Genomic DNA, 20,409 nt, shown 5'->3' on the forward strand with positions numbered 1-20,409 from the left:
TATCTGTGACACCTACCATGTATATGGAATAAGAGCTGATATAAGGCAGAACTGCTGTGGCAGAAAGATGAATTGTACTGACCCAAAATCTTGGACAAAAGATTGAAGGTGCAGTACAAATGCTGTTTTTTTTATCTTTAAATTTAGCTAATAAATATTATTTTGTTTTATTTATCAACATTAATAATTCTATTTCTTTTAGATATCTGCATAGGAACTAATTTTATTTTATATTACATTAAATATAATTTCATCTCCTGAAATATTCCTTATTTTAATTCTAAGTGGTCTTTTTAGAAATTTAATTTTCCCATCCCAAAATTTTTTAGTTTTTATACCATTTTCTATAGTATAGCCTAATTTATTTATTTTTATTTCCTCATCACTATGCCAAATACCTTTGTCTGATGTACAATCTAATGACACCATTTCTATCAATTCAAGTCCCTCTTCACTAATCTCAATGAATTTAGTTTTTCCACCTTTCACTATGAATTGGGCTTTCATTTTTTCATTATATTCATTTATTTTTCTTATTATTCTATCACTAACAAAACTATCTATAACAATTTCATTATTTAAAATACGATATTCTAATACATCATCTACAACTGTTTCTGATAGTATTTCTTTTAAATCTCTTAGTTCTATTTCAATTTCTCTACCTAAATTTTCTTTAATAAAATCATTTATTTCTTTTTTATCTATTATATCTATATAATAAATAATTACCTTTTTTATTTCATCAGGAAGTTCAGGTATTGCTAAATTAATTACTTTATTGATTAAAACTATATCAAGAAGTTTTGTACTAGAATCCATAAGATTAGGGACATACACAGGGACTAAGCCTAATTTACTATCATTTATTGCTCCTTCCCAAAATTCAGATACTGAATCTTCATTTTTTAATCCAGGAATAAGAGATTTAATTTTATCCATTGTTTGAATAGGATTTCTATATAGATTCACTCCATCTTTTATATCCATAATTTTAAATGAGGCACCAGTTTCTTTTAATCTATCTCTTGTTGTTTCAATAGAATTTATACCTATATCACAATGAATAAATTTTCTTCCTAAATCATTAGCAACTTTTGCTGTTACTCCTGATCCTCCAAAAAAGTCAGCTACAATCATATTTTTATTTGAAGAAGCTTTTATTATTCTTTCCAATAATGCTTCTGGTTTTTGAGTTGAATAATCCACTTTTTCCATTGCCATTCCATTTATAGTTGCTATGTACCAAACATCTGTAGGAAGTGCTTTTTCCTGATCACCTCTTCCTTTATTTCTATCAGTAATCATTGCTCCTTTATATTTTAAACGATTTTTTGTTTTTTCTGAAATTATTCTTTCTTCTAACACTTCATTTGCATTAAAATAAAATTTTTCAGATTTTGAATACATGTATAATGTATCATGTTTTTTATTCCATTGAGTTTCTATACGACTTCCCCAACTATAATGCCATATTATTTCATTTTTAAAATTATCTTCTCCAAAAATTTCGTCCATTAATATTTTTACATAATGACATATATGCCAATCTAAATGAACGTATATAGAAGCTATTTCTGACATTATAGATTTAATAGCCATAAGATTTTCATACATCCAGTTTAAGTATGCTTCCTTATTCCATATATCACCATACATTTTTTCTTCAAATGTTTTCAAATCTTCTATTTCAAGTTTTTCTTCAGCTTTTTTTATTGTTTCCTCTATCCTAGGATTTCTTCTTATATAAACAGTTTTTGCGTAGTCAGCTCCACTGGCAAAAGGAGGATCTATATAGACTAAATCAACTTTTATATTATTCTCCTTTAAATATGCACAGGCAGATATACATTCTCCACGAATAACAAGATTATCACTTTCTTTTCCAACTATTTCAGTGACTTCTGTTTCATATAAAGGAAGCCCTCTTTCTATTCTTTCTTTTACTTCATTGTTATCTGCATATTTTAATATTCTTTTTGTTCTGACAAAATTGTCTAAAAGTGCCTGTCCCTGTATAGCATCTTTAAAATAAGGAATATATTTTATAGCCATTATTTTTCCTCCTTAAAGAAATTTTTAATTTTTTCATTTAATTTCTCTATAATATCATTATCTGTATCTTCTATATATAAATAATCAAATTTTGAATATCCATATTTTCCATTGTTAAATTTTATAAATTCATTCTCCACATAGCTTCTTTTATCTAAGAATTCCTGTTGAGCAGAAAAACCTTTTCCTTTTGTTTCAACTATAAGAACTTTGTTTATCATATTTTTTTCTCTTTTGATAATTAAAAAGTCAGGAGTATATAATCCAATTTTTTTTATTCTTTCTTTTTCTTTCTTATAACATTCTATCCTAAATGAAGCTATATTTCTATCACCATTATAATAAACTTCTAAATTATCAGAAATAAAATTTCCCATAGACAATATCTTTTCTAAAATCTCTTTTTCAAAAGAACTTTGAGTAAAAACATAAGGTATATAATGAAAAGTTTTATCTTTTGTTCTTAATTCTTTTACATCTTCATCACTTAAATAGTTTAAATACTCAGGTGTTTTTAATAATTTTAAAAGTTCTTCTTTACTTAATTCATCAAGGTTAATATCTTTATTCCCTTTATCCTTATCTAATATTTTTTCAGTTACAATATCTGAAGGATATTGTAACTTTTTATCTTCACATTTAATTGTAGGCAGTTCTGTTATTGATAAAATAGAAGCATTTTCAGGGATTTCTTCCCTTAAAATCTTTAAACTTCTTTTATTATAAAATGCTTCTCTTATTAGTTTATTTATTAAGCTATGATTATATATGTTATTTAAAATATTTTCATTTACTGTTATTTTTTCATAAATTTCTTTTAAGTCCTTGTCATATTCTCTCAACTTTTTTAATGTTATAAATCCAAAACTTTCTTTTGAAATATTTAATAACCATGAAGTATAGGTTACTTTTTCTCCATAAATAATACTATTTATATTTCTTTCAATAACTTCCCCTTTTAAATTTATTTCTTTAATTATTACATCTTCTTTTATTTGTTTAGATAAAAGTAAATTTTGTAAATTTTTAACTATATCTATTTTTTCTTCAATTTCTTCAGTATACTTTATATTTAATTTATAATACTCTATATTTGGAATATTCAAATATTCCATTCTGCTATATCTGTTGATAATATCTTCAGTTTTTGTTCCATTTTGAAAATCCTGTAATGTTGCATTTTGAGTTTTATTTAATTGAGATGATAAAAGTTTTTCATTCTCTTTATTCAAATATATAATTGCTGTTTCTTTTTCTCCTCTTATTACCTGTCTTAAACATCTACAAGACGTTTGTAATACCATTTTTGTGGGACAGTCTCCTTTTTGAGATAATATTACTCCTGTCAATGAACTACAATCCCAACCTTCTTTTCCTATTCCAACAAGTAGTATAATTCTTTTTTTAGAAAGGGATGTATTTAATGATAAAAACTCTAATTCATTTTCTTTAGGTAATGAATATTTTTTATTTCCTCCATGATATTTTAATATTACTTCATTAGGATTTAGTCCTTTTTTTGCTACGAACTCAGATACAAAAGGATAGATATTTTCTTCCAAATTTTCAATATTCCCACAATAAATTGCTACCTTACTTACAATATCCTTATAATAAGTATTTTCATATTTTTCAAAAAATTTTATAAGTCCCTCTTTTACTATATTTAAAGGATTATTATCACTTGAAGAATATATTTTTGGTTTCTTTAAAAAATTATTTATTCCATTAGTTAAAGGATAATGATAAACTGTATTTGTCATATCAGTACTCTTAATTGTAATTATATTTTCTTTTGTAAATTTAGATTTTATTTCAAAAATTTCTGCTTTTTCATAATAAGGAGTTCCTGAAAATCCTACTACTTCGTTTATATTTCCTTTGTTATACCATTCTTTAATAACTTTATTTAACTTTATATCTTCTGAAGCTGTATGATGAACTTCATCTATAAAAATTGCTTTATTAGGAATTTTTCCTATTGTTTCTCTTAATTCATTTGCAGCCTTGGTCTCATTATCTAATTGTATTAATTTAGGCATATCATTTTTTTCTATTTTATTTAAAATAACTTTTTCAGCATTTGTTAAAAATACAACACCTAACATATCTTCATAAGGTTGATACGCTGCTATTTTGGCAACATTTGGATTTTTAATTTTATTACTTTTATTTTCTGTTTTTATTGCATCAAGTATTTCAAATTTTAATTTAGATTTTAAAGTACTTGCAATAGGTTCTGGAAATATCCAACTTACATCAAAATCTTTTATTTTCTTTAAACTTGGCATAATAGAACTTTTTAATCCTGATGGAACAAGTATTATAAAATTGTGAGCAAAAGATTTATTAGTTGGTTCATTTAATGCAAAATATAAGTCTAAATAAATAAAAGCTGACATTAAATATGTTTTTCCTGCCCCCATTGGTAGGGAATAAATATAATTTGCATAAGAAATATTATTAAAAAAACTATTAAAAACCTCTTCAAAATCAATTTCTTTATAATTTTCTTCTATTCTTTTTTTTAAACTATCATAATTTTTATCTGTTAAAGTTAGTTCATATAATTGTCTTGCAGCAGAATTTTTTTTTAAAAAATCACCTAAATTTTTAGATACTAAATCATCTAAATCTATATTTTCTAAAAAATATCCTTTACAAAATAATTCCACAAGAGATTTATTTTTACAGTATATTTTAAAAAACAAATATAATTTTATAGCCTCTATTTGAGCATCTCTTAAATTTCTTTTGTTAATTATATATTTTATAATATTTTTAATTTTACATTCACTGGATTGGTGCCATTCATTAGCTTTTTTAAGAATAATTTTATAAAACATATATTTTCCTCATTTCTATCATATCATCATATTAATTCTTTATATTTATTTATTAATTTTTTTATATTAGTTCTTTCTATTTTTAATTTTTTTCAATTACACTTATAACCTTATTTCCTTTTTAAATTATAATATACTTTTCTTTAATATTATTAAAACTATCAATAAAATTATCTTTTTTAAGTTCTTGTATCATTTTATTAGTTTTATTTTTAGAAAAATATAAATATCTTGTTGTGATAATACAATATATTTTATATTTTTTTACTTCTCTCTGATTATCACATAAACATTTCATTATTCTACATTTATCATTTGCAAAATCAACTAAATTAAACAATATAAACACTTTTTTTCTTTTTGTTAGAGTATAACATATTAAATAAGTTTTGTCCATTATAGATACTATAATACTGTATTTAGTAAAAATATTATTTAAACAAAAAATAAAAAATAAGGCCACCTAAAAAATAATATAAATATACTGCACCTTCAACCTTGTGTCCAAGATTTTGGGTGCAGTACATTTTTTTATTTTTTATTAACTACTCTGTTTCATAGAATCCAGATGGTTTTTCGTTTAAGTTTATAAGAATATTTTTCATTTGAGTGTAGTGTTCTAATATAACTTTGTGAGTTTCACGTCCTATTCCTGACTGTTTATATCCTCCAAAAGGTGCTCCAGCAGGGAACTGGTTATATGTATTTACCCACACACGTCCTGTTTCAATTCCTCTTGAAACACGAATTGCACGGTTAAGGTCACGAGTAAATACTCCTCCTCCAAGACCATATATACTGTCATTTGCAGCTTTTATAACTTCTTCTTCAGTATGGAATTTTTCCACTACTACTACAGGACCAAATATTTCTTCCTGTGCAATTCTCATATCATTTGTTACATCTGCAAAAATTGTTGGTCTTACAAAGAATCCATTTTTAAGTTCTCCATCTTCTATTCTTGTTCCACCTGTAACTAAACGTGCACCTTCCTGTTTTCCAATTTCTACGTAATTAAGCACATCTTTCAGATGTCTTTCATATATTAATGATCCCATTTGTGTAGAAGGATCCAAAGGATTTCCTACTTTTACCTTTTCAAATACATTTTTTAATCTTTCAACAAATTTATCATAAATTGTGTCCTGAACAAATATACGTGAACCTGCAGAACATACTTGTCCTTGATTGAACAGTATTCCTAACTGTGCTCCATCCATTGCCATATCCATGTCACAGTCTTCAAAGAATATATTAGCAGATTTTCCTCCAAGTTCCAATGTTGCCGGAATCATTAACGAACATGCCGCTGAGTATACATCCTGTCCTACTGCTGTTGAACCTGTAAATGCAAGTTTTTTAAATCCTTTATGTTTCAACATGTAGCTTCCTGATTTTGATCCACTTCCTGTAACAACATTTATTACTCCTTTTGGAACTACATCTGCTATAAGTCTCATTAATTCAAGTACTGAAAGCGATGTGTGACTCGATGGTTTTAATACTACTGTACATCCTGCTGCAAGAGCTGGAGCAAGTTTCCACGCAGCCATAAGGAATGGAAAATTCCAAGGTATAATCTGCCCTACTACTCCTATTGGTTCTCTCAATATTAGGTTTAATGTATTTTCATCAAGCATTTTTGAAGTTCCTTCTTCACTTCTTATTGCTCCTGCAAAATATCTGAAGTGATCTGCTCCTAATGGAATATCAGCAAATGAAGTTTCTCTTATTGGCTTTCCGTTATCCATGCTTTCTACTGCTGCTAAAAAATCTTTGTTTTTATCAATTATATCTGCAATTTTTAATAATACGTCCTGACGTTCAATTGGAGATGTCTTTTTCCAACTTTCAAATGCTTTTTCTGCTGCTTTTACTGCCGCATCAACATCTTCAGCAGTTGCTTCTGATATAGCTGCTAATTCTTCACCTGTTGAAGGACTATATGCCTTTAATGTACCTCCATCTGAAGAAGGTACCCATTTTCCGTCAATAAATAAATCATATTTTTTCTGTAATTCTACCGCCATTTAAATCATCCTCTCATTTTTATTTTAACATACACATATTATAGTATATCCCGATTTTTAAAAAATTCAAGTCCTTTGTCTAAAAAAATGTTTATGTGAAAATTATTTCTTTTTCAAACCTTTTAGAATAGGCAAAAAAGGTAAAATATTATTAATTGGAATAATTTTAAAATTGCTTATATTTTACATTTATTGTATAATTATTCCAATTAAATAATGGAATATGGAGATGAATTTAAATTTATGAGTAATGGAGTTTATTCTGATGAATATAAATTACGTGTAAAAGAAGCAGCAAAACTGTTCAAAGAAGAAAATCTGGGAAATAGTGAATTTATAACTTTTAAAGGAATATCAGGAAAATATATCCTTCAAATTGATAGCTTCTCTGAAAATACAGAAGAATGTAGTTATAGCGGAAGTAAATGCTCTTTTTTAGTGAATGGAGCTGTTATAAAAACCTGGTACTGCATTGATGATTCTGCTTCTTTTTATGAACTGATTACACATAAAAATGGTAGAGAATACTTACTTTTTAGACAGGATTTATATGGTTATAGTGTATTGGATATTAAAAATACTAAAATAATTCAATTTTTTCCAGAGTGTTCCCTTAATGGAAAAGAAACTTTTATATGGACTGAAGTACATTACAGCCCAACAAATAATATATTGGCAGTTTTTGGATGTTACTGGGCTTGCCCTTACAGTGTTCAGTTATTTAACTTTGATGACCCTCTAAATGAATCACCAAGATTTATTGATATTTTATCCTGTATTGATGAAAGTTACGATATATACGATGATATTGAATTTTTAAAATGGGAAAATGGTGATTTACATTTGAAAGTTTTTCTAATAGAAAATAGGAAATATACTGAACTAGTTATACCCCATGAAAAGTATTTAAATTGGCTTTCTGATGATAATACTGCCAAATATTTATAAAAAAACTACATTTTTTCATTTACTAAAATTTTACTCATATAAAACAGTCATTCATTAAGGAAAAGTCAAAAACTTTCCTAGAGGCTTAAGCAGTTGACTTTTCCTAATTTCATTTTCTATTTTACATTATAAAATTTTAAGTAATTCCAAAATATAGTTCTCACATTTTTTTAATTATTTTTTCTTTCCATTTCTCTTCTTTCTCTTCTTGAAAGCTTTCTTTGAGGTACTTCTTCAGCTGTTTCAATAGTTTCCGCTTCATTTTCTTCAGTATATTCATACTTTAGATTTTTTGCTTCCTCATGTTTTAAATTAGCTGTTTCCTCTTCATTTCTAAGTTTTAATTTCAGAAGGAATGAACCTGTTTCTCTCTTTATGGCATCTATCATTTCATTATAGATTTCAAAACCTACTATTTTATAGTCATGAATAGGATTTCTCTGTCCATATGATCTCAATCTTATACCTTCCCTTAATTCTGTAAGATCTTTCAGATGCTGTCTCCATTTCTGGTCAAGAACTTCAAGCATTATATATCTCTCAATTCTTCTGAATACTTCTTCACCTACAATTTCTTCTTTTTCATTATATCTCTTTATAAGATCCTCATATACCTGGTCAATTATTTCATCTTTACTTTTACTTTCAAGCGATTCATCCATATCATACTCAAAAATTTCATTCAGTTTGTCTTTTAGCAGATTAAAATCCCAGTCAGATTTTGAATCTCCACTTAAAGACATTTCAACAGTATCTTCTACAGTTTCCCTTATCATATCAAAAATAAGTTCTTTCAGATTTTCATTACTTAATACAGCATCCCTCTGAGCATAAATAACCTCTCTCTGAGTATTGTTTACATCATCGTATTCTATCAAACTTTTTCTTGATGAGAAGTTTCTACTTTCTATTCTTTTTTGAGCATTTTCTATCTGTTTACTTATCTGTTTATGTCTTATTTCTTCATATTCTCCAATATTCAGAACCTTCATCATTGATTTCAGTTTATCTCCACCAAACAGTCTCATAAGATCGTCATCTAATGACAAATAAAATTCTGATGTTCCCGGATCTCCTTGTCTACCGGCACGTCCTCTCAGCTGATTGTCAATACGTCTACTTTCGTGTCTTTCTGTTCCAAGTATGAAAAGCCCTCCAGCTTTTATTACCTTCTCTTTATTTTCTTCACAGTCTTTCTGATACACTTTAAAAATTTCATCATATTCTTCAGTTCCTTTTTCAGCAACCTTTGCTGCAAATGAATCCGGATCTCCTCCAAGTTTTATATCCGTTCCTCTTCCTGCCATATTTGTTGCAATTGTAACAGTTTTGTATCTTCCAGCCTGTGCTATTATTTCCGCTTCCCTTTCATGATGCTTTGCATTCAGTATTTCATGAGGAATTCTTAATTTTTTCAATAATTCTGATACTTCTTCCGAATGCTGAATTGAAGCTGTTCCTACAAGAACCGGCTGACCTTTTTCATAAAGTTCCTTGATTTTATCTCCAATTGCTTTATATTTTGCCCTTGTTGTCATATAAACCACATCAGGCATATCTATTCTTATGACAGGTCTATTTGTAGGAACTTCTATAACCTTTAAGTTGTAAATCTGCTTAAATTCTTCTTCTTCTGTTTTAGCAGTACCTGTCATCCCTGACAATTTTTCATACATTCTGAAGTAATTCTGTAAAGTAATTGTTGCAAGTGTCTGGTTTTCTCCCGCAACTTCAAGCTTTTCCTTTGCTTCTATAGCCTGATGAAGTCCATCAGAATATCTTCTTCCATCCATAAGTCTTCCTGTAAACTCATCGACTATGATTACTTCTCCCTTTTCATTTATAATATAATCCCTGTCAAGCTTAAACAGTTCCTTTGCCTTTAATGCCTGTGTCAGGAAATGTGTAAGTTCCACATACTCAGGTGAATAAAGGTTATCAATCTTAAGCATTCTTTCAACATTTCTAATACCTTTATCTGTTATTGTAACAGTATGTGATTTTTCATCAACTTCATAATCTTCCCAATCTTCATCAGGAATAACTGTATTTTTCTTATCCTTTATTTCTTCTGTCTTATAACTTCTCTTTAAACGCTTTGCCACTTCAGCAAATGTATTATACCATTCTGTAGTTTCTTCAGCAGCTCCGGATATAATCAGAGGTGTTCTCGCTTCATCAATCAAAATCGAATCTATCTCATCGACAATGGCGAAATTATGCTTTCTCTGAACTTTCTCTTCAAGTTCTCCAACCATGTTATCTCTCAGATAATCAAATCCAAATTCATTGTTTGTTCCATATGTTATATCTGCATTATATGCTCTTTTTCTTTCTTCATTTGAAATATTTGCAACTATAACTCCTGAATTCAGACCTAAAAATTCAAACATATCACTCATTATATCTCTGTCACGCTTTGCCAGATAGTCATTTACTGTTACTACGTGTACACCTTTTCCTGTCAACGCATTCAGATAAATAGGTAGAGTTGACATCAGTGTTTTTCCTTCCCCTGTTTTCATTTCTGCTATATTTCCACTATGAAGAATCATTCCACCTATCAGCTGCACATCATAGGCTCTCATTCCTAAAATTCTTCTAGCCGCTTCCCTTACTGTTGCAAAAGCTTCAACTAATATATCATCAAGAGTTTCTCCCTTTGCAAGTCTTTCCTTAAATTCAGCTGTTTTCGCAGCCAGTTCTCCATCTGTATAATTTTGAAATTGTGGTTCAATTGCATTTATTTTATCCACAACTTTTCTCATTTTCTTTACTTCACGTTCATCCTGTGTTCCAAATAATTTTTTTGTAATTTTATCTACTAACATTTATTTCCCTTTCTTTATATTTAATATATTTTCATTGTTTTTTCATAATAAAAATATATTTTTTTACTCCCTTAATTTCAGTATATTTTCCTTCATTTTAGAAGTCTGAACCGCCAGAATATCAGAATCTCTAATGTCATGTATTTCAACGTTACCTTCTGCATATTCTGTAAAATACTTCCCATTTTCATCAGAAGGAAGTGTTTTTTTATCTTCTGATTCTTTTTCTTTTAGCTTTCCTATTTTTTTCAAGCCTTTTTTCAGCTGTTTATTATACTTCATATATTCTATCTGATTTAATTCAGAAAGTATCCACTGTATGTCCTCATGACTTAAATTATTCTCATTTACAAATACATTGAGCTGTTTATTAAATCCCGCTGTACCAAATAAACTCGAGCAGTTTATTGTAGTAATAAGAAGACATGTTATAATAAAAATAAATCTATTATTCTTTTTCATTTTCACTCCACAATATCTATTTATTAATTTCTTATTTGTATCTATATTATAATCAAAGTATTATATCACTTATTAAAATTTTTGTCTAATTTTTTTAGTATACACAATTGTTCAAGTAAATTACAATTGTTTGTGACTTTTTTTTATAGGCTATTGTAAATTTGGGATAATTATTGTATACTATAGTAATAAATAATTTTTTAGGAGGAAAAGATGGTTATAAAACCAAAATTAAAAGGTAGCTTAGCTTTAACAAATCATCCAATTGGAGCTAAAGAATTTGTAAAAAGACAAATTGATTATATTAAATCACAGGATAAATATACGGGGCCAAAAAAAGTTTTAATAATCGGTTCTTCATCCGGTTATGGACTTGCTTCAAGAATTTCATTGGCATTTGGTGCAGGGGCTGACACTATTGGAGTTGCTTTTGAAAAGGGAATCGAAGGTAAAAGAATAGGAACAGCAGGTTGGTGGAATACTATTGCCTTTACTGAAGCTGCAAAAGAAGAAGGACTTACCGCTAAGAACTTTATCGGTGATGCTTTTTCAAATGAAATGAAAGCTGATGTTATAAAATACATAAAAGAAGAATTTGGTGGAAAAATAGACTTACTTATTTACAGTCTGGCAAGTGGAATGAGAACTGACCCTAAAGATGGAGTCACTTACAGATCTGCACTGAAATCTACAAAAGGGGAAATTGTTGGACCTTCTATTAATATTGAAAAGGATGCTATGGAAGAAACTACTATGGGAGTTGCCACTCCTGAAGAAATCCAAAGTACAGTAAAAGTAATGGGTGGAGAAGACTGGAAGCTTTGGGTTGATGCTCTTGATGAAGCTGGAGTTCTGACTGATGGATTCAAAACAGTAGCGTATTCTTATTTAGGACCAAAAGTTACTTATGGAATTTATAAAGACGGTACAATTGGAGCAGCCAAAAGAGATTTGGAACACACTTCTGATGTGTTGAATGACTTCCTTAAGAAAAAATATAATGGGGAAGCATATGTTTCATTAAGTAAGGCCCTTATGACAAAAGCTAGTGCTGTTATACCTATTTTCCCTTTATATGCAGCATTACTTTACAGAGTAATGAAGGAAAAAGGTATTCATGAAGGTACTATTGAGCAGAAACATAGACTTCTTAAGGATATGATTTATGGTGGAAAACCTGAAATTGATGAAGAAAGAAGACTTAGACCTGATAACTGGGAAATGAGGGAAGATGTGCAGGCTGAAGTCGAAGCATTATGGGATAAGGTTACTCCTGAAAACTTTAAGGAGATCAGTGACTATGAAGGTGCGAGAAAAGAATTCATGCAATTGAATGGTTTTGACTTTGATAATGTTAACTATGACGCTGATATTGATTTGGAAGAATTGGCAAAATTACAACCGTAATAAATAAAAAAATTGCTTGTGTTAATTTACAAGCATTTTTTGTACCAAAAAATTTAAAGCATATAAAATTATAAATTTGAAAGGTAGGTAAAATTATGAAAAATATTTTTATAGCAGTACTGACTTATAAAAAATCATTGGAAGAAGTGTCAAAGTTCCGTCCAGAACATCTTGATTTTCTGGAAACATACTACAAATCAGGAAAATTTATTGTTTCAGGTAGGCAGACTCCTCCTGAAGGTGGAATTATAATAGCTAATAATGTTACCAGAGAAGAACTTGAATCTATCCTGAAAGAAGATCCTTTCTATAAAAATGAACTTGCTGATTTTAAAATACTTGAATTTACTCCTGCAAAATATGCAGAAGAATTTGAAAAATTTGTAAAATAATATTACTAAAAAAGAGATATTTCAAAAAAAATATTGATAACAGAAAAACTATATTTATTCATTTATTAAAATTTTACTCATATAAAATAGTTATTTATTAAGGAAAAGTTAAAAACTCACCTGAAGACTCGAACAGATGACTTTTCCTAAATTCATATCCTGTTTTTCATTGTAAAATTTCAAATAATTCAAAATATAGTTTTTTCTTTAATTTTTATTTTTTTGAAATGTCTCTTTTTTATAATTTCTCAAGTACTTCCTTCTTCAACTTTTCAAATGCCCTTCCCCTATGACTTACGCTCTTCTTTTCCTCAATAGTGGCAACTCCAAAAGATTTTTCCAAATCATATGAATAAAATACAGGGTCATAACCAAATCCGTTATTTCCTTCCTTTTCAAAAAGAATTTCCCCTTGTGTTTCTCCTCTAAATGATTTCACAGTTCCATCAGGAAAAGCAATACTTACTACTGAAACAAAATGAGCTTTTCTATCATTTTTTTCAACATCTGATAAATTTTTCAGAAGCTTTTCAATATTTTTCTCATCATTTCCATCTTCCCCTGAATATCTTGCAGAATATATTCCCGGCTCTCCATTTAACGCATCAACACACAATCCTGAATCATCTGAAACAGTTATTATTCCAGTATATTTTGCTATTTCCAATGCTTTTTTAGCAGAGTTTTCTTCAAATGTCTTACCGTCTTCCACTACATCTGGGAAATCAATATTATCTAAAATAGACAGTACTTCTATATCCATTTTATCTGTAAGCTTTTCAAAATCTTTTATCTTTCCTTTATTTTTAGTTGCTAATATTATTTTCATCCTTTTACCTCTTAGTTTTTATTATTATACTCCTCAAAATTATTTCTGACAATTTCATTTACTATTTCATGTATTCTTTTTTGATCTTCCCTTGATAAATCATCTAAGTTTATAGGATTGTCAACTACTATTTTTACATTTTTATTCGAAGTAACCTTCAGACTTTTTTTACTTTGAATTTCATAAGTTCCTACCAAAGCTATTGGGAATATTCTTGCCTTTGTATCTGTTGCAAGCTTGAAGCTTCCCTTTTTAAATTCTCCAATTTTTCCATCTTTACTTCTACTTCCCTCAGGAAATATAACATATGAGTGACCTTTTTTTATTTTTTCAATGGCTTCCTTCATATCCTTCATTCCTTGACGCGGATTTTTTCTATCTAAAAATATACAGTCAAATCTTCTCATCCAACGTCCTATCAGAGGCCATTTTTTCATTTCCTTCTTGGCTATAAAAGAAAAATCCAAAGGCAAATATCCTAAAAGAGCTGGTATATCCACATTACTCTGATGATTGGAAATTAAAATAACAGCTTCTCCTGTTTCTTTTACTTTCCTGATTTCACTTTCACTGTCATTTTTGTAAATAACCTTTACTTTACTCCCCGAAGCCCAAATTAAGTTTTTCCCCCAGTTTTTAGCTATTTTACAAATATATCTGTATGCTTTTTCTCCCTTAACAAATAGTAGATAAGGATATCTGAAAAATAGTCCATATATAAATGTTCCAGCCAAAATAAAATGATAAAATACTGTTCTCAATGTTATTCTCCTTCCATATCGTTGTTTTCTTTAAATTCCTTATATTTTGAAAGAATTTTATTTAAACTGAACCCCTGTCTTACAAGATATTGAATCAGCTTATTTTCTTCCTTTTTTATATTTTTTTCTATTGCTTTTTCAAGTTTTTCATCCTCAATATTTCTTTCGTATTCTTCCTCAATAGAAAAATAAGCTTCTTCAATTGTTTCTCTTCCTATCCCTTTCTGCATAAGGTTATAGGCAATTCTCTGTTTCCCGTATTTTCTGCTCATAATATAAGAAACAGCATAGTCCTTATCGTTAATATACCCAAGTTCTACTAATTTTGAGACTGATTTTTCAATCATTCTGCTATTTCTATACTTTTCATTCAGTTTCTGCTGCAATTCCTTTTTTGTCCTGTCCCTCAATGAAAGTAAAAATATTCCTTTTTCGAGAGAAGCCTCGTAAGATATTTCATCATAGAGGCCCTCAATATTGTCATTTACTTTTAAACTGTACTTCTGCCTTATTAATGGACTTACATCCATTATTTCACCTGTTGAAAGATACAGCTTATTTTTCTGAATTTTTTCAATTATCATTATTCATTATCCATTTCTTCATCTTCCAGCACTATTTCTTCATCTTCTTTCGAAGTGGCTTTTGCTTTTTTTCTTGTAGATTTTGCAGCTTTTTCTTCAGTTTCCGCTATTTCTTCTGCCACATCTTCTGATTCTTCCTCTTCAAGATCAGGTCTTATAGCCTTTAGGACATCTTTTTCTATTCTTTCGTATAATTCCTTATTTTCCTTCAGCATATTTTCCACATTTACTCTTCCCTGACCAAGTCTTTCTTCACCATAACTAAACCATGCACCACTTTTTGAAGCTATTCCTAATTCAAGTGCAACATCAAGAACTTCCCCAATTCTTGAAATTCCTGTTCCATACATTACATTGAACCTTGCTTCCTTAAATGGAGGTGCAACCTTGTTTTTAGTAACCTTTACAGAAACTTCGTTTCCTATTACTTCATCTCCCTGTTTAACTGAACCTATTCTTTTTACTTCCATTCTTACAGTTGAGAAGAACTTCAGTGCCCTTCCACCGGAAGTTGTTGTCTGCGGTCCCGGAGTAAATGAGAATCCTCCTATTTTTTCCCTTATCTGATTTATAAAAATCATAACTGTATTTGATTTTGAAATACTTCCTGTCAGCTTTCTAAGTGCTTTTGACATAAGTCTTGCCTGAAGTCCCATTTGCTGATCTCCCATTTCTCCTTCTATTTCAGCCTTAGGAACAAGAGCCGCAACCGAATCTACTACAATTACATCCATAGCTCCACTTCTTACAAGCATATCAGCTATCTCAAGAGCCTGTTCCCCTGTGTCAGGCTGTGATATAAGAAGTTCATCAATATTCACTCCCAGAGCCTTCGCATATACAGGATCAAGGGCATGCTCAGCATCAATAAATGCAGCAACTCCTCCTTCTTTCTGGGCTTCTGCTATTATATGCAGTGCAAGAGTTGTCTTCCCTGAAGACTCTGCTCCATATATTTCAATAATTCTTCCTCTTGGAACTCCTCCAAGCCCTAATGCCATATCAAGGTTCATACTTCCTGTAGAAATAACCTTTATGTTCATTTTCTGGTTTTCTCCAAGTTTCATGATGGAACCTTCTCCAAATTCCTTATGTATCTGTTTCATTGCCAGATCCAGCACTTTTGCACGTTCACTTAAAGCTTTATCATCTTTTTCATCTACTGCTTTCTTTTTTGCCATTCTTTATCTCCTTATATATTTTCATTTGATTTTTTTATTTTTTCCCCTTTTATTTATCCATTTTTTTATTTATAGTATTTTTTATGAAAAATCATACTATTGAATGGACCCTCAATTTTCACCCCCTGTCCTATATATTATATCAAAATTTTAATGAAATAAAAAGAGCATTTTTTACAAATGCCCTTTTAAATTGCTTATATTTAAACTACTATTTTTTAGTTGAAGTTGATTTGTTTCCTGCAGATTGCATCTGTTTCAATACTTCATCTGCTCCTTTTACTTTAGCATTTACAGCTTCTTTTACTAAATTTATTCCTTCAGTCTGTTTTCCAGTTAAGAAATAAAGTTGTCCTAAGAACATTTTAGATTCATTGTCCTTATCTTCATTTATTGATTTTTGGAAATATTTTTCAGATAATTCTGCATTTCCAATTCCTGCATAAGTTATTCCTAATTCTTTGTTTAATCCTTTAGGAACTATAGTTTTCAGCTTGTTGTAAATTGAATTTATGTTTGCAGTATCTTTTTTAGATTCATACATAGTTAAAAGCATTAATAATGAGTCACTGTTTTTGCTGTCTGCAGTTATAGATTTTTTCAAGTAATCTTCAGCTTTTGGTAAATTATTTACTCCTATATAGTAAGATCCTAACATTCCCAATATTTCAGAGTTTTTATCCTGAGTTGCTTTACTCATTTCTAACAGATATTTTTCAGCTGTTGCGTTATCTTTTTCAGATAAAGCTATTTGTGAAAGTAAGAATCCTGCAGGAACTACAGCATTAGGTGATGCTTTATATGAATCCTGTAAGTATTTTTTTGCTTTTGGAATATTATTTTTTTCAATATAATATTGTCCTAAGTTATAGTTTAATTCTGCAACAAAGTTCTTATCTGTTGATTTTATAGCAGAATTATATCTTTCCTGAGCTTTAGCATCCATTTTATTTTCATAGTAGAATATAACTATACTTGAAACTATGTCTATATCTTTCCCTTGTGTGCTTTTATCTGCCCATTCTATATACTTTTGAGCTTCGGCAGTATTTTTACTTTGAGTTGCAATTGCATGTAACCATTTTGCAGCTTCTAATGCTTCAGGTGTAGCTGCTGTCCCATTATTCCATACTGCTGATAAATATTTTTTTGCTTTTACATTATCTTTATTTTGGAAATAGTAAAGTCCTAAATCAAAATTTGCTTTTGTTTCATATTCTTTTTCCCCTGAAGTTGAAATTTTTTCTAAAACCTTTACTGCATCACTTATTTTGTTATTTTGAACTAATTTTCTGGCACTTTCATAATCTGCCTTTGCATCTCCAAATGAAAGAACACTTCCATATAAAATTGCTGCTACTAATAATAATTTTTTCATTTTTCCTCCTAAATTTGTCTATTTATTTAATTATTTTCTTAACTCTTCCACCAGTTCTGTTTTTGAAGCAGTTTTATCATCAACATTTTTTATTACTCTTGCCGGCATTCCTGCAACAACAACATTTTCCGGTACATTTTCAGTTACTACAGCTCCTGCCGCAACTACTGAACCTTTTCCAATTCTTACTCCTTCCAGAACCACTGCATTTGCTCCTATAACTACATTGTCTTCAATTACTACAGGATCTGCTGAAGGTGGTTCAATAACTCCCGCAAGCACTGCTCCTGCACCAATATGACAATTTTTTCCAACTTTTGCTCTTCCTCCAAGAACAACATTCATATCTATCATAGAAGCTTCCCCTATTTCTGCACCTATATTTATAACCGCTCCCATCATAATAACAGCTTTATCTCCAATTGTCACTTTATCTCTTATTATCGCTCCCGGCTCTATTCTGGCATTTATGTTCTTTATATCCAGCATAGGTACTCCTGAATTTCTTCTATCATTTTTCAGATGATAATTCTTAAGATTATTTTCAGATATAATTTTTTCAATTTCCTCCCAGTTACCAAATACAATTTTTACTCCATCCTTACCAATAACTTTACAACTGTATGAATTAACTATTTCTTCATCTGTGTACAGTTCAACTGGAGTTGTTTTTTCAGCATTTGCAATAAACTGTATAATTTCTTTTGACTTTTCCAATTCTGTCATTTATTTTTCTCCATCCTTTCTTATAAGATTATCCATTTAAAATTATTTGATTCCAAGAACATCTTTCATTGTATACATTCCGGATTTTTTATCTTTAAGATAATTTATAGCTTTTACAGAACCGTCAGAAAATATTTTTCTGGACAAAGCTTCGTGCTTTATTTCTATTATTTCATCATTTTTAGCGAATATCACACTGTGTTCCCCTACTATATTTCCTCCTCTTATTGAATGTACACCTATTTCCTTTTCCTGTCTTTTGCTATGTCCTTCCCTTCCGTAAACTATATTGTAATCTTCATCTAAACTTGCATTTATGACTTCAACTAACGTATTTGCTGTTCCACTTGGTGCGTCAATTTTACGGTTGTGATGTTTTTCGATAACTTCAATGTCAAATCCCTTCAACAGTTTAGTCGCGTATGCAACTATTTCATTCAAAACAGTGACTCCCACAGATGTATTTGTTGCCTTTATTAAAGGTATCTTCTCTGCAGCTTCATTGATTTTTTTCAGCTGTTCTTCTGAATGTCCTGTTGTTGCAATTAATAAAGGAACATTTTTTTGAATAGCAGATTCCAATACTTCTTCCAACAAACTGAAATGAGAAAAATCTATAATCCCCTCATATTCTACATCTGTATTTTTTAAAGTTACATAATCTCCATTTCCTAAAGGATCTACAAATCCTACGAATTCATTTCCTGTATTAAGTATAGATTCCTTTACATATTGTGCCATAACTCCTGCACCGTAAACAACTATTTTCATTTCTACTCCTTTTTAATATACTTTCCACATTATATGGTTTGCCACTTTGTTTACACTTTTGTATATCTTATAATAAACTTTGGTTTATTTTTCGACTCTTTACTAGATTTTTCTATGTTTCTAATTCTGTTTCTTTTTTCTTTTTTTATAAAATTTATTTAATGGATTTTCAAATTCAAAAACTTTATATTGCAAAAGAGGCTGTTTCAAAAGAAAACTATATTTTTCCCATATTGAGACAACCTCTTTTTTAAATTATTATATAAATTTTTATTTTACGTAAGCAATTGCTTCTATTTCAACAAGTCCTTCTTTAGGAAGTTTTCCAACTTCAAAGGCAGATCTTGCTGGATAAGGTGCTTCAAAATATTCAGCATAAATTTTATTTACAGCTGTAAAATCCGCTATACTATCAAGCAATACTGTTGTCTTTACAACATTTGCCATTGTTAATCCGTTATTTTCAAGAATTGCTTTTAAATTTTCAAGTGCTTGTCTTGCCTGACCTTCCACTGTATCAGAGTCTATTGCTTGAGTTTCAGGATTTATTCCCAATTGTCCTGAAATATATAAATAATCTCCTACCAATCTGTAAGCTGAATAAGGTCCCACTGCCTCAGGAATTTTTTTCATTTCTTTACCTCCAGTATTTTAATTTGATTTCCTATTATTATTTTATCATATTTTTCACATTTATCAATAGTTATTATTTTCTTTTAATATTTTATAATCACTTTATGTATCTTTATTATTAATCTACACATTAATAATAAATATTACTGCTTCACTTTTATAGTGTTGACTTATATAATTTCCAGGGTATAATATTAATGACAATTAAGAGAGGAGTGATTTTTTATGAAAATCATTGTTAGCGGAAAACAATTAAAAATTACTGATGCAATTAAAAATTATACTGAAGAAAAGATTAGTAAAATCTTCAAGTATACAGATGCTATAACTGAAGTCGATGTTGTCCTGACTGTTGAGCAGAAAAAGTCAGAGGGGGAAGTTCACAAAGCAGACGGCCTTGTCTATGCAAGTGGTACTAAAATTAAAGTTGAAGCAAGAAATACTGATTTATATGCCGCAATTGATGAATTATCAGAAAGACTTGAAAGACAAGTTAGAAAATATAAGGAAAAACAGAAAGATCACAACAAAAAAGGATTACATACATTATAAATATTGTCAAAGTTAACCACATC

17 protein-coding genes are annotated in these 20,409 nt (G+C 29.3%); 4 read left to right on the forward strand and 13 right to left on the reverse strand.

What is annotated here, in order from left to right:
* Nucleotides 1–228: 228 nt before the first annotated feature.
* The 3 genes from HMPREF1984_RS06350 to HMPREF1984_RS06365 form a co-directional block, all read right to left on the reverse strand.
* Complete coding sequence (locus tag HMPREF1984_RS06350) at nt 229–2,055, reverse strand: site-specific DNA-methyltransferase (protein WP_021767109.1); 1,827 nt, start codon at nt 2,053–2,055, stop codon at nt 229–231.
* Nucleotides 2,055–4,901, reverse strand: coding sequence for a DEAD/DEAH box helicase family protein (locus HMPREF1984_RS06355; RefSeq protein ID WP_021767110.1), 2,847 nt, complete (start codon nt 4,899–4,901; stop codon nt 2,055–2,057). Before HMPREF1984_RS06355 ends, HMPREF1984_RS06350 begins: the two co-directional genes overlap by 1 nt.
* 545 nt (nt 4,902–5,446) lie before the next feature.
* On the reverse strand, nt 5,447–6,931 hold the full coding sequence (locus tag HMPREF1984_RS06365) for an aldehyde dehydrogenase family protein (protein ID WP_021767112.1): 1,485 nt from the start codon (nt 6,929–6,931) through the stop codon (nt 5,447–5,449).
* A 243-nt stretch (nt 6,932–7,174) separates the two neighbouring features.
* Here HMPREF1984_RS06365 and HMPREF1984_RS06370 point away from each other — a divergent pair, with 243 nt between their 5' ends.
* Nucleotides 7,175–7,879: a hypothetical protein gene (locus HMPREF1984_RS06370; RefSeq protein WP_051314483.1), complete on the forward strand. Its 705-nt coding sequence runs from the start codon at nt 7,175–7,177 to the stop codon at nt 7,877–7,879.
* 170 nt (nt 7,880–8,049) lie between these two features.
* Here HMPREF1984_RS06370 and secA read toward each other — a convergent pair whose 3' ends face one another.
* Both secA and HMPREF1984_RS06380 read right to left on the reverse strand, forming a co-directional pair.
* Nucleotides 8,050–10,710, reverse strand: a complete 2,661-nt coding sequence (secA, locus tag HMPREF1984_RS06375) for a preprotein translocase subunit SecA (protein WP_021767114.1) — start codon at nt 10,708–10,710, stop codon at nt 8,050–8,052.
* 63 nt (nt 10,711–10,773) lie between these two features.
* Nucleotides 10,774–11,172, reverse strand: coding sequence for a hypothetical protein (locus HMPREF1984_RS06380; RefSeq protein ID WP_021767115.1), 399 nt, complete (start codon nt 11,170–11,172; stop codon nt 10,774–10,776).
* A gap of 213 nt (nt 11,173–11,385) precedes the next feature.
* Here HMPREF1984_RS06380 and fabV point away from each other — a divergent pair, with 213 nt between their 5' ends.
* Complete coding sequence (gene fabV / locus HMPREF1984_RS06385) at nt 11,386–12,579, forward strand: enoyl-ACP reductase FabV (protein ID WP_021767116.1); 1,194 nt, start codon at nt 11,386–11,388, stop codon at nt 12,577–12,579.
* Nucleotides 12,580–12,674: 95 nt separating this feature from the next.
* Nucleotides 12,675–12,971 carry a YciI family protein gene (locus HMPREF1984_RS06390; protein ID WP_021767117.1) on the forward strand — a complete coding sequence of 99 codons (297 nt, stop codon included), beginning with the start codon at nt 12,675–12,677 and terminating at the stop codon, nt 12,969–12,971.
* A 238-nt stretch (nt 12,972–13,209) separates the two neighbouring features.
* On the opposite strand, the gene HMPREF1984_RS06395 is transcribed toward HMPREF1984_RS06390, so the two are convergent.
* From HMPREF1984_RS06395 to HMPREF1984_RS06430, 8 genes are all read right to left on the reverse strand, one after another.
* Nucleotides 13,210–13,800, reverse strand: a complete 591-nt coding sequence (locus tag HMPREF1984_RS06395; RefSeq protein ID WP_021767118.1) for an XTP/dITP diphosphatase — start codon at nt 13,798–13,800, stop codon at nt 13,210–13,212.
* Nucleotides 13,801–13,811: 11 nt separating this feature from the next.
* Nucleotides 13,812–14,561 (reverse strand): 1-acyl-sn-glycerol-3-phosphate acyltransferase, encoded by a 750-nt coding sequence (locus HMPREF1984_RS06400; protein ID WP_036100068.1) that lies wholly within the window; start codon nt 14,559–14,561, stop codon nt 13,812–13,814.
* 2 nt (nt 14,562–14,563) lie between these two features.
* The gene (locus HMPREF1984_RS06405) at nt 14,564–15,145 is read right to left on the reverse strand and encodes a regulatory protein RecX (protein WP_021767120.1); all 582 of its coding nucleotides are present in this window, start codon (nt 15,143–15,145) and stop codon (nt 14,564–14,566) included.
* Complete coding sequence (recA, locus tag HMPREF1984_RS06410) at nt 15,145–16,326, reverse strand: recombinase RecA (RefSeq protein WP_021767121.1); 1,182 nt, start codon at nt 16,324–16,326, stop codon at nt 15,145–15,147. The genes HMPREF1984_RS06405 and recA overlap by 1 nt, the downstream gene beginning before the upstream one ends.
* A 211-nt stretch (nt 16,327–16,537) precedes the next feature.
* Entirely contained in the window at nt 16,538–17,704 is a 1,167-nt protein-coding gene (locus tag HMPREF1984_RS06415; protein WP_021767122.1) for a hypothetical protein, read from the reverse strand.
* A 30-nt stretch (nt 17,705–17,734) separates the two neighbouring features.
* Nucleotides 17,735–18,430, reverse strand: coding sequence for a 2,3,4,5-tetrahydropyridine-2,6-dicarboxylate N-acetyltransferase (gene dapD / locus HMPREF1984_RS06420; protein ID WP_021767123.1), 696 nt, complete (start codon nt 18,428–18,430; stop codon nt 17,735–17,737).
* Nucleotides 18,431–18,472: 42 nt separating this feature from the next.
* Nucleotides 18,473–19,201: a 4-hydroxy-tetrahydrodipicolinate reductase gene (gene dapB / locus HMPREF1984_RS06425; protein ID WP_021767124.1), complete on the reverse strand. Its 729-nt coding sequence runs from the start codon at nt 19,199–19,201 to the stop codon at nt 18,473–18,475.
* Nucleotides 19,202–19,471: 270 nt separating this feature from the next.
* Complete coding sequence (locus tag HMPREF1984_RS06430) at nt 19,472–19,834, reverse strand: RidA family protein (RefSeq protein ID WP_021767125.1); 363 nt, start codon at nt 19,832–19,834, stop codon at nt 19,472–19,474.
* Between the two features lie 225 nt (nt 19,835–20,059).
* On the opposite strand from HMPREF1984_RS06430, the gene hpf reads away from it, so the two are divergent.
* Nucleotides 20,060–20,386, forward strand: coding sequence for a ribosome hibernation-promoting factor, HPF/YfiA family (gene hpf, locus HMPREF1984_RS06435; protein ID WP_021767126.1), 327 nt, complete (start codon nt 20,060–20,062; stop codon nt 20,384–20,386).
* Nucleotides 20,387–20,409 lie beyond the last annotated feature (23 nt).

Source organism: Leptotrichia sp. oral taxon 215 str. W9775, from assembly GCF_000469505.1.
Classification (GTDB): domain Bacteria; phylum Fusobacteriota; class Fusobacteriia; order Fusobacteriales; family Leptotrichiaceae; genus Leptotrichia_A.

Coding starts and splice junctions, on each gene's coding strand:
- HMPREF1984_RS06350 (WP_021767109.1), bottom strand. CDS start 2,055: ATGGCTATAAAATATATTCCTTATTTTAAAGATGCTATACAGGGACAG.
- HMPREF1984_RS06430 (WP_021767125.1), bottom strand. CDS start 19,834: ATGAAAAAAATTCCTGAGGCAGTGGGACCTTATTCAGCTTACAGATTG.
- HMPREF1984_RS06370 (WP_051314483.1), top strand. CDS start 7,175: ATGAGTAATGGAGTTTATTCTGATGAATATAAATTACGTGTAAAAGAA.
- hpf (WP_021767126.1), top strand. CDS start 20,060: ATGAAAATCATTGTTAGCGGAAAACAATTAAAAATTACTGATGCAATT.
- HMPREF1984_RS06415 (WP_021767122.1), bottom strand. CDS start 17,704: ATGAAAAAATTATTATTAGTAGCAGCAATTTTATATGGAAGTGTTCTT.
- HMPREF1984_RS06365 (WP_021767112.1), bottom strand. CDS start 6,931: ATGGCGGTAGAATTACAGAAAAAATATGATTTATTTATTGACGGAAAA.
- secA (WP_021767114.1), bottom strand. CDS start 10,710: ATGTTAGTAGATAAAATTACAAAAAAATTATTTGGAACACAGGATGAA.
- HMPREF1984_RS06390 (WP_021767117.1), top strand. CDS start 12,675: ATGAAAAATATTTTTATAGCAGTACTGACTTATAAAAAATCATTGGAA.
- recA (WP_021767121.1), bottom strand. CDS start 16,326: ATGGCAAAAAAGAAAGCAGTAGATGAAAAAGATGATAAAGCTTTAAGT.
- dapB (WP_021767124.1), bottom strand. CDS start 19,201: ATGAAAATAGTTGTTTACGGTGCAGGAGTTATGGCACAATATGTAAAG.
- HMPREF1984_RS06405 (WP_021767120.1), bottom strand. CDS start 15,145: ATGATAATTGAAAAAATTCAGAAAAATAAGCTGTATCTTTCAACAGGT.
- HMPREF1984_RS06380 (WP_021767115.1), bottom strand. CDS start 11,172: ATGAAAAAGAATAATAGATTTATTTTTATTATAACATGTCTTCTTATT.
- HMPREF1984_RS06395 (WP_021767118.1), bottom strand. CDS start 13,800: ATGAAAATAATATTAGCAACTAAAAATAAAGGAAAGATAAAAGATTTT.
- dapD (WP_021767123.1), bottom strand. CDS start 18,430: ATGACAGAATTGGAAAAGTCAAAAGAAATTATACAGTTTATTGCAAAT.
- fabV (WP_021767116.1), top strand. CDS start 11,386: ATGGTTATAAAACCAAAATTAAAAGGTAGCTTAGCTTTAACAAATCAT.
- HMPREF1984_RS06355 (WP_021767110.1), bottom strand. CDS start 4,901: ATGTTTTATAAAATTATTCTTAAAAAAGCTAATGAATGGCACCAATCC.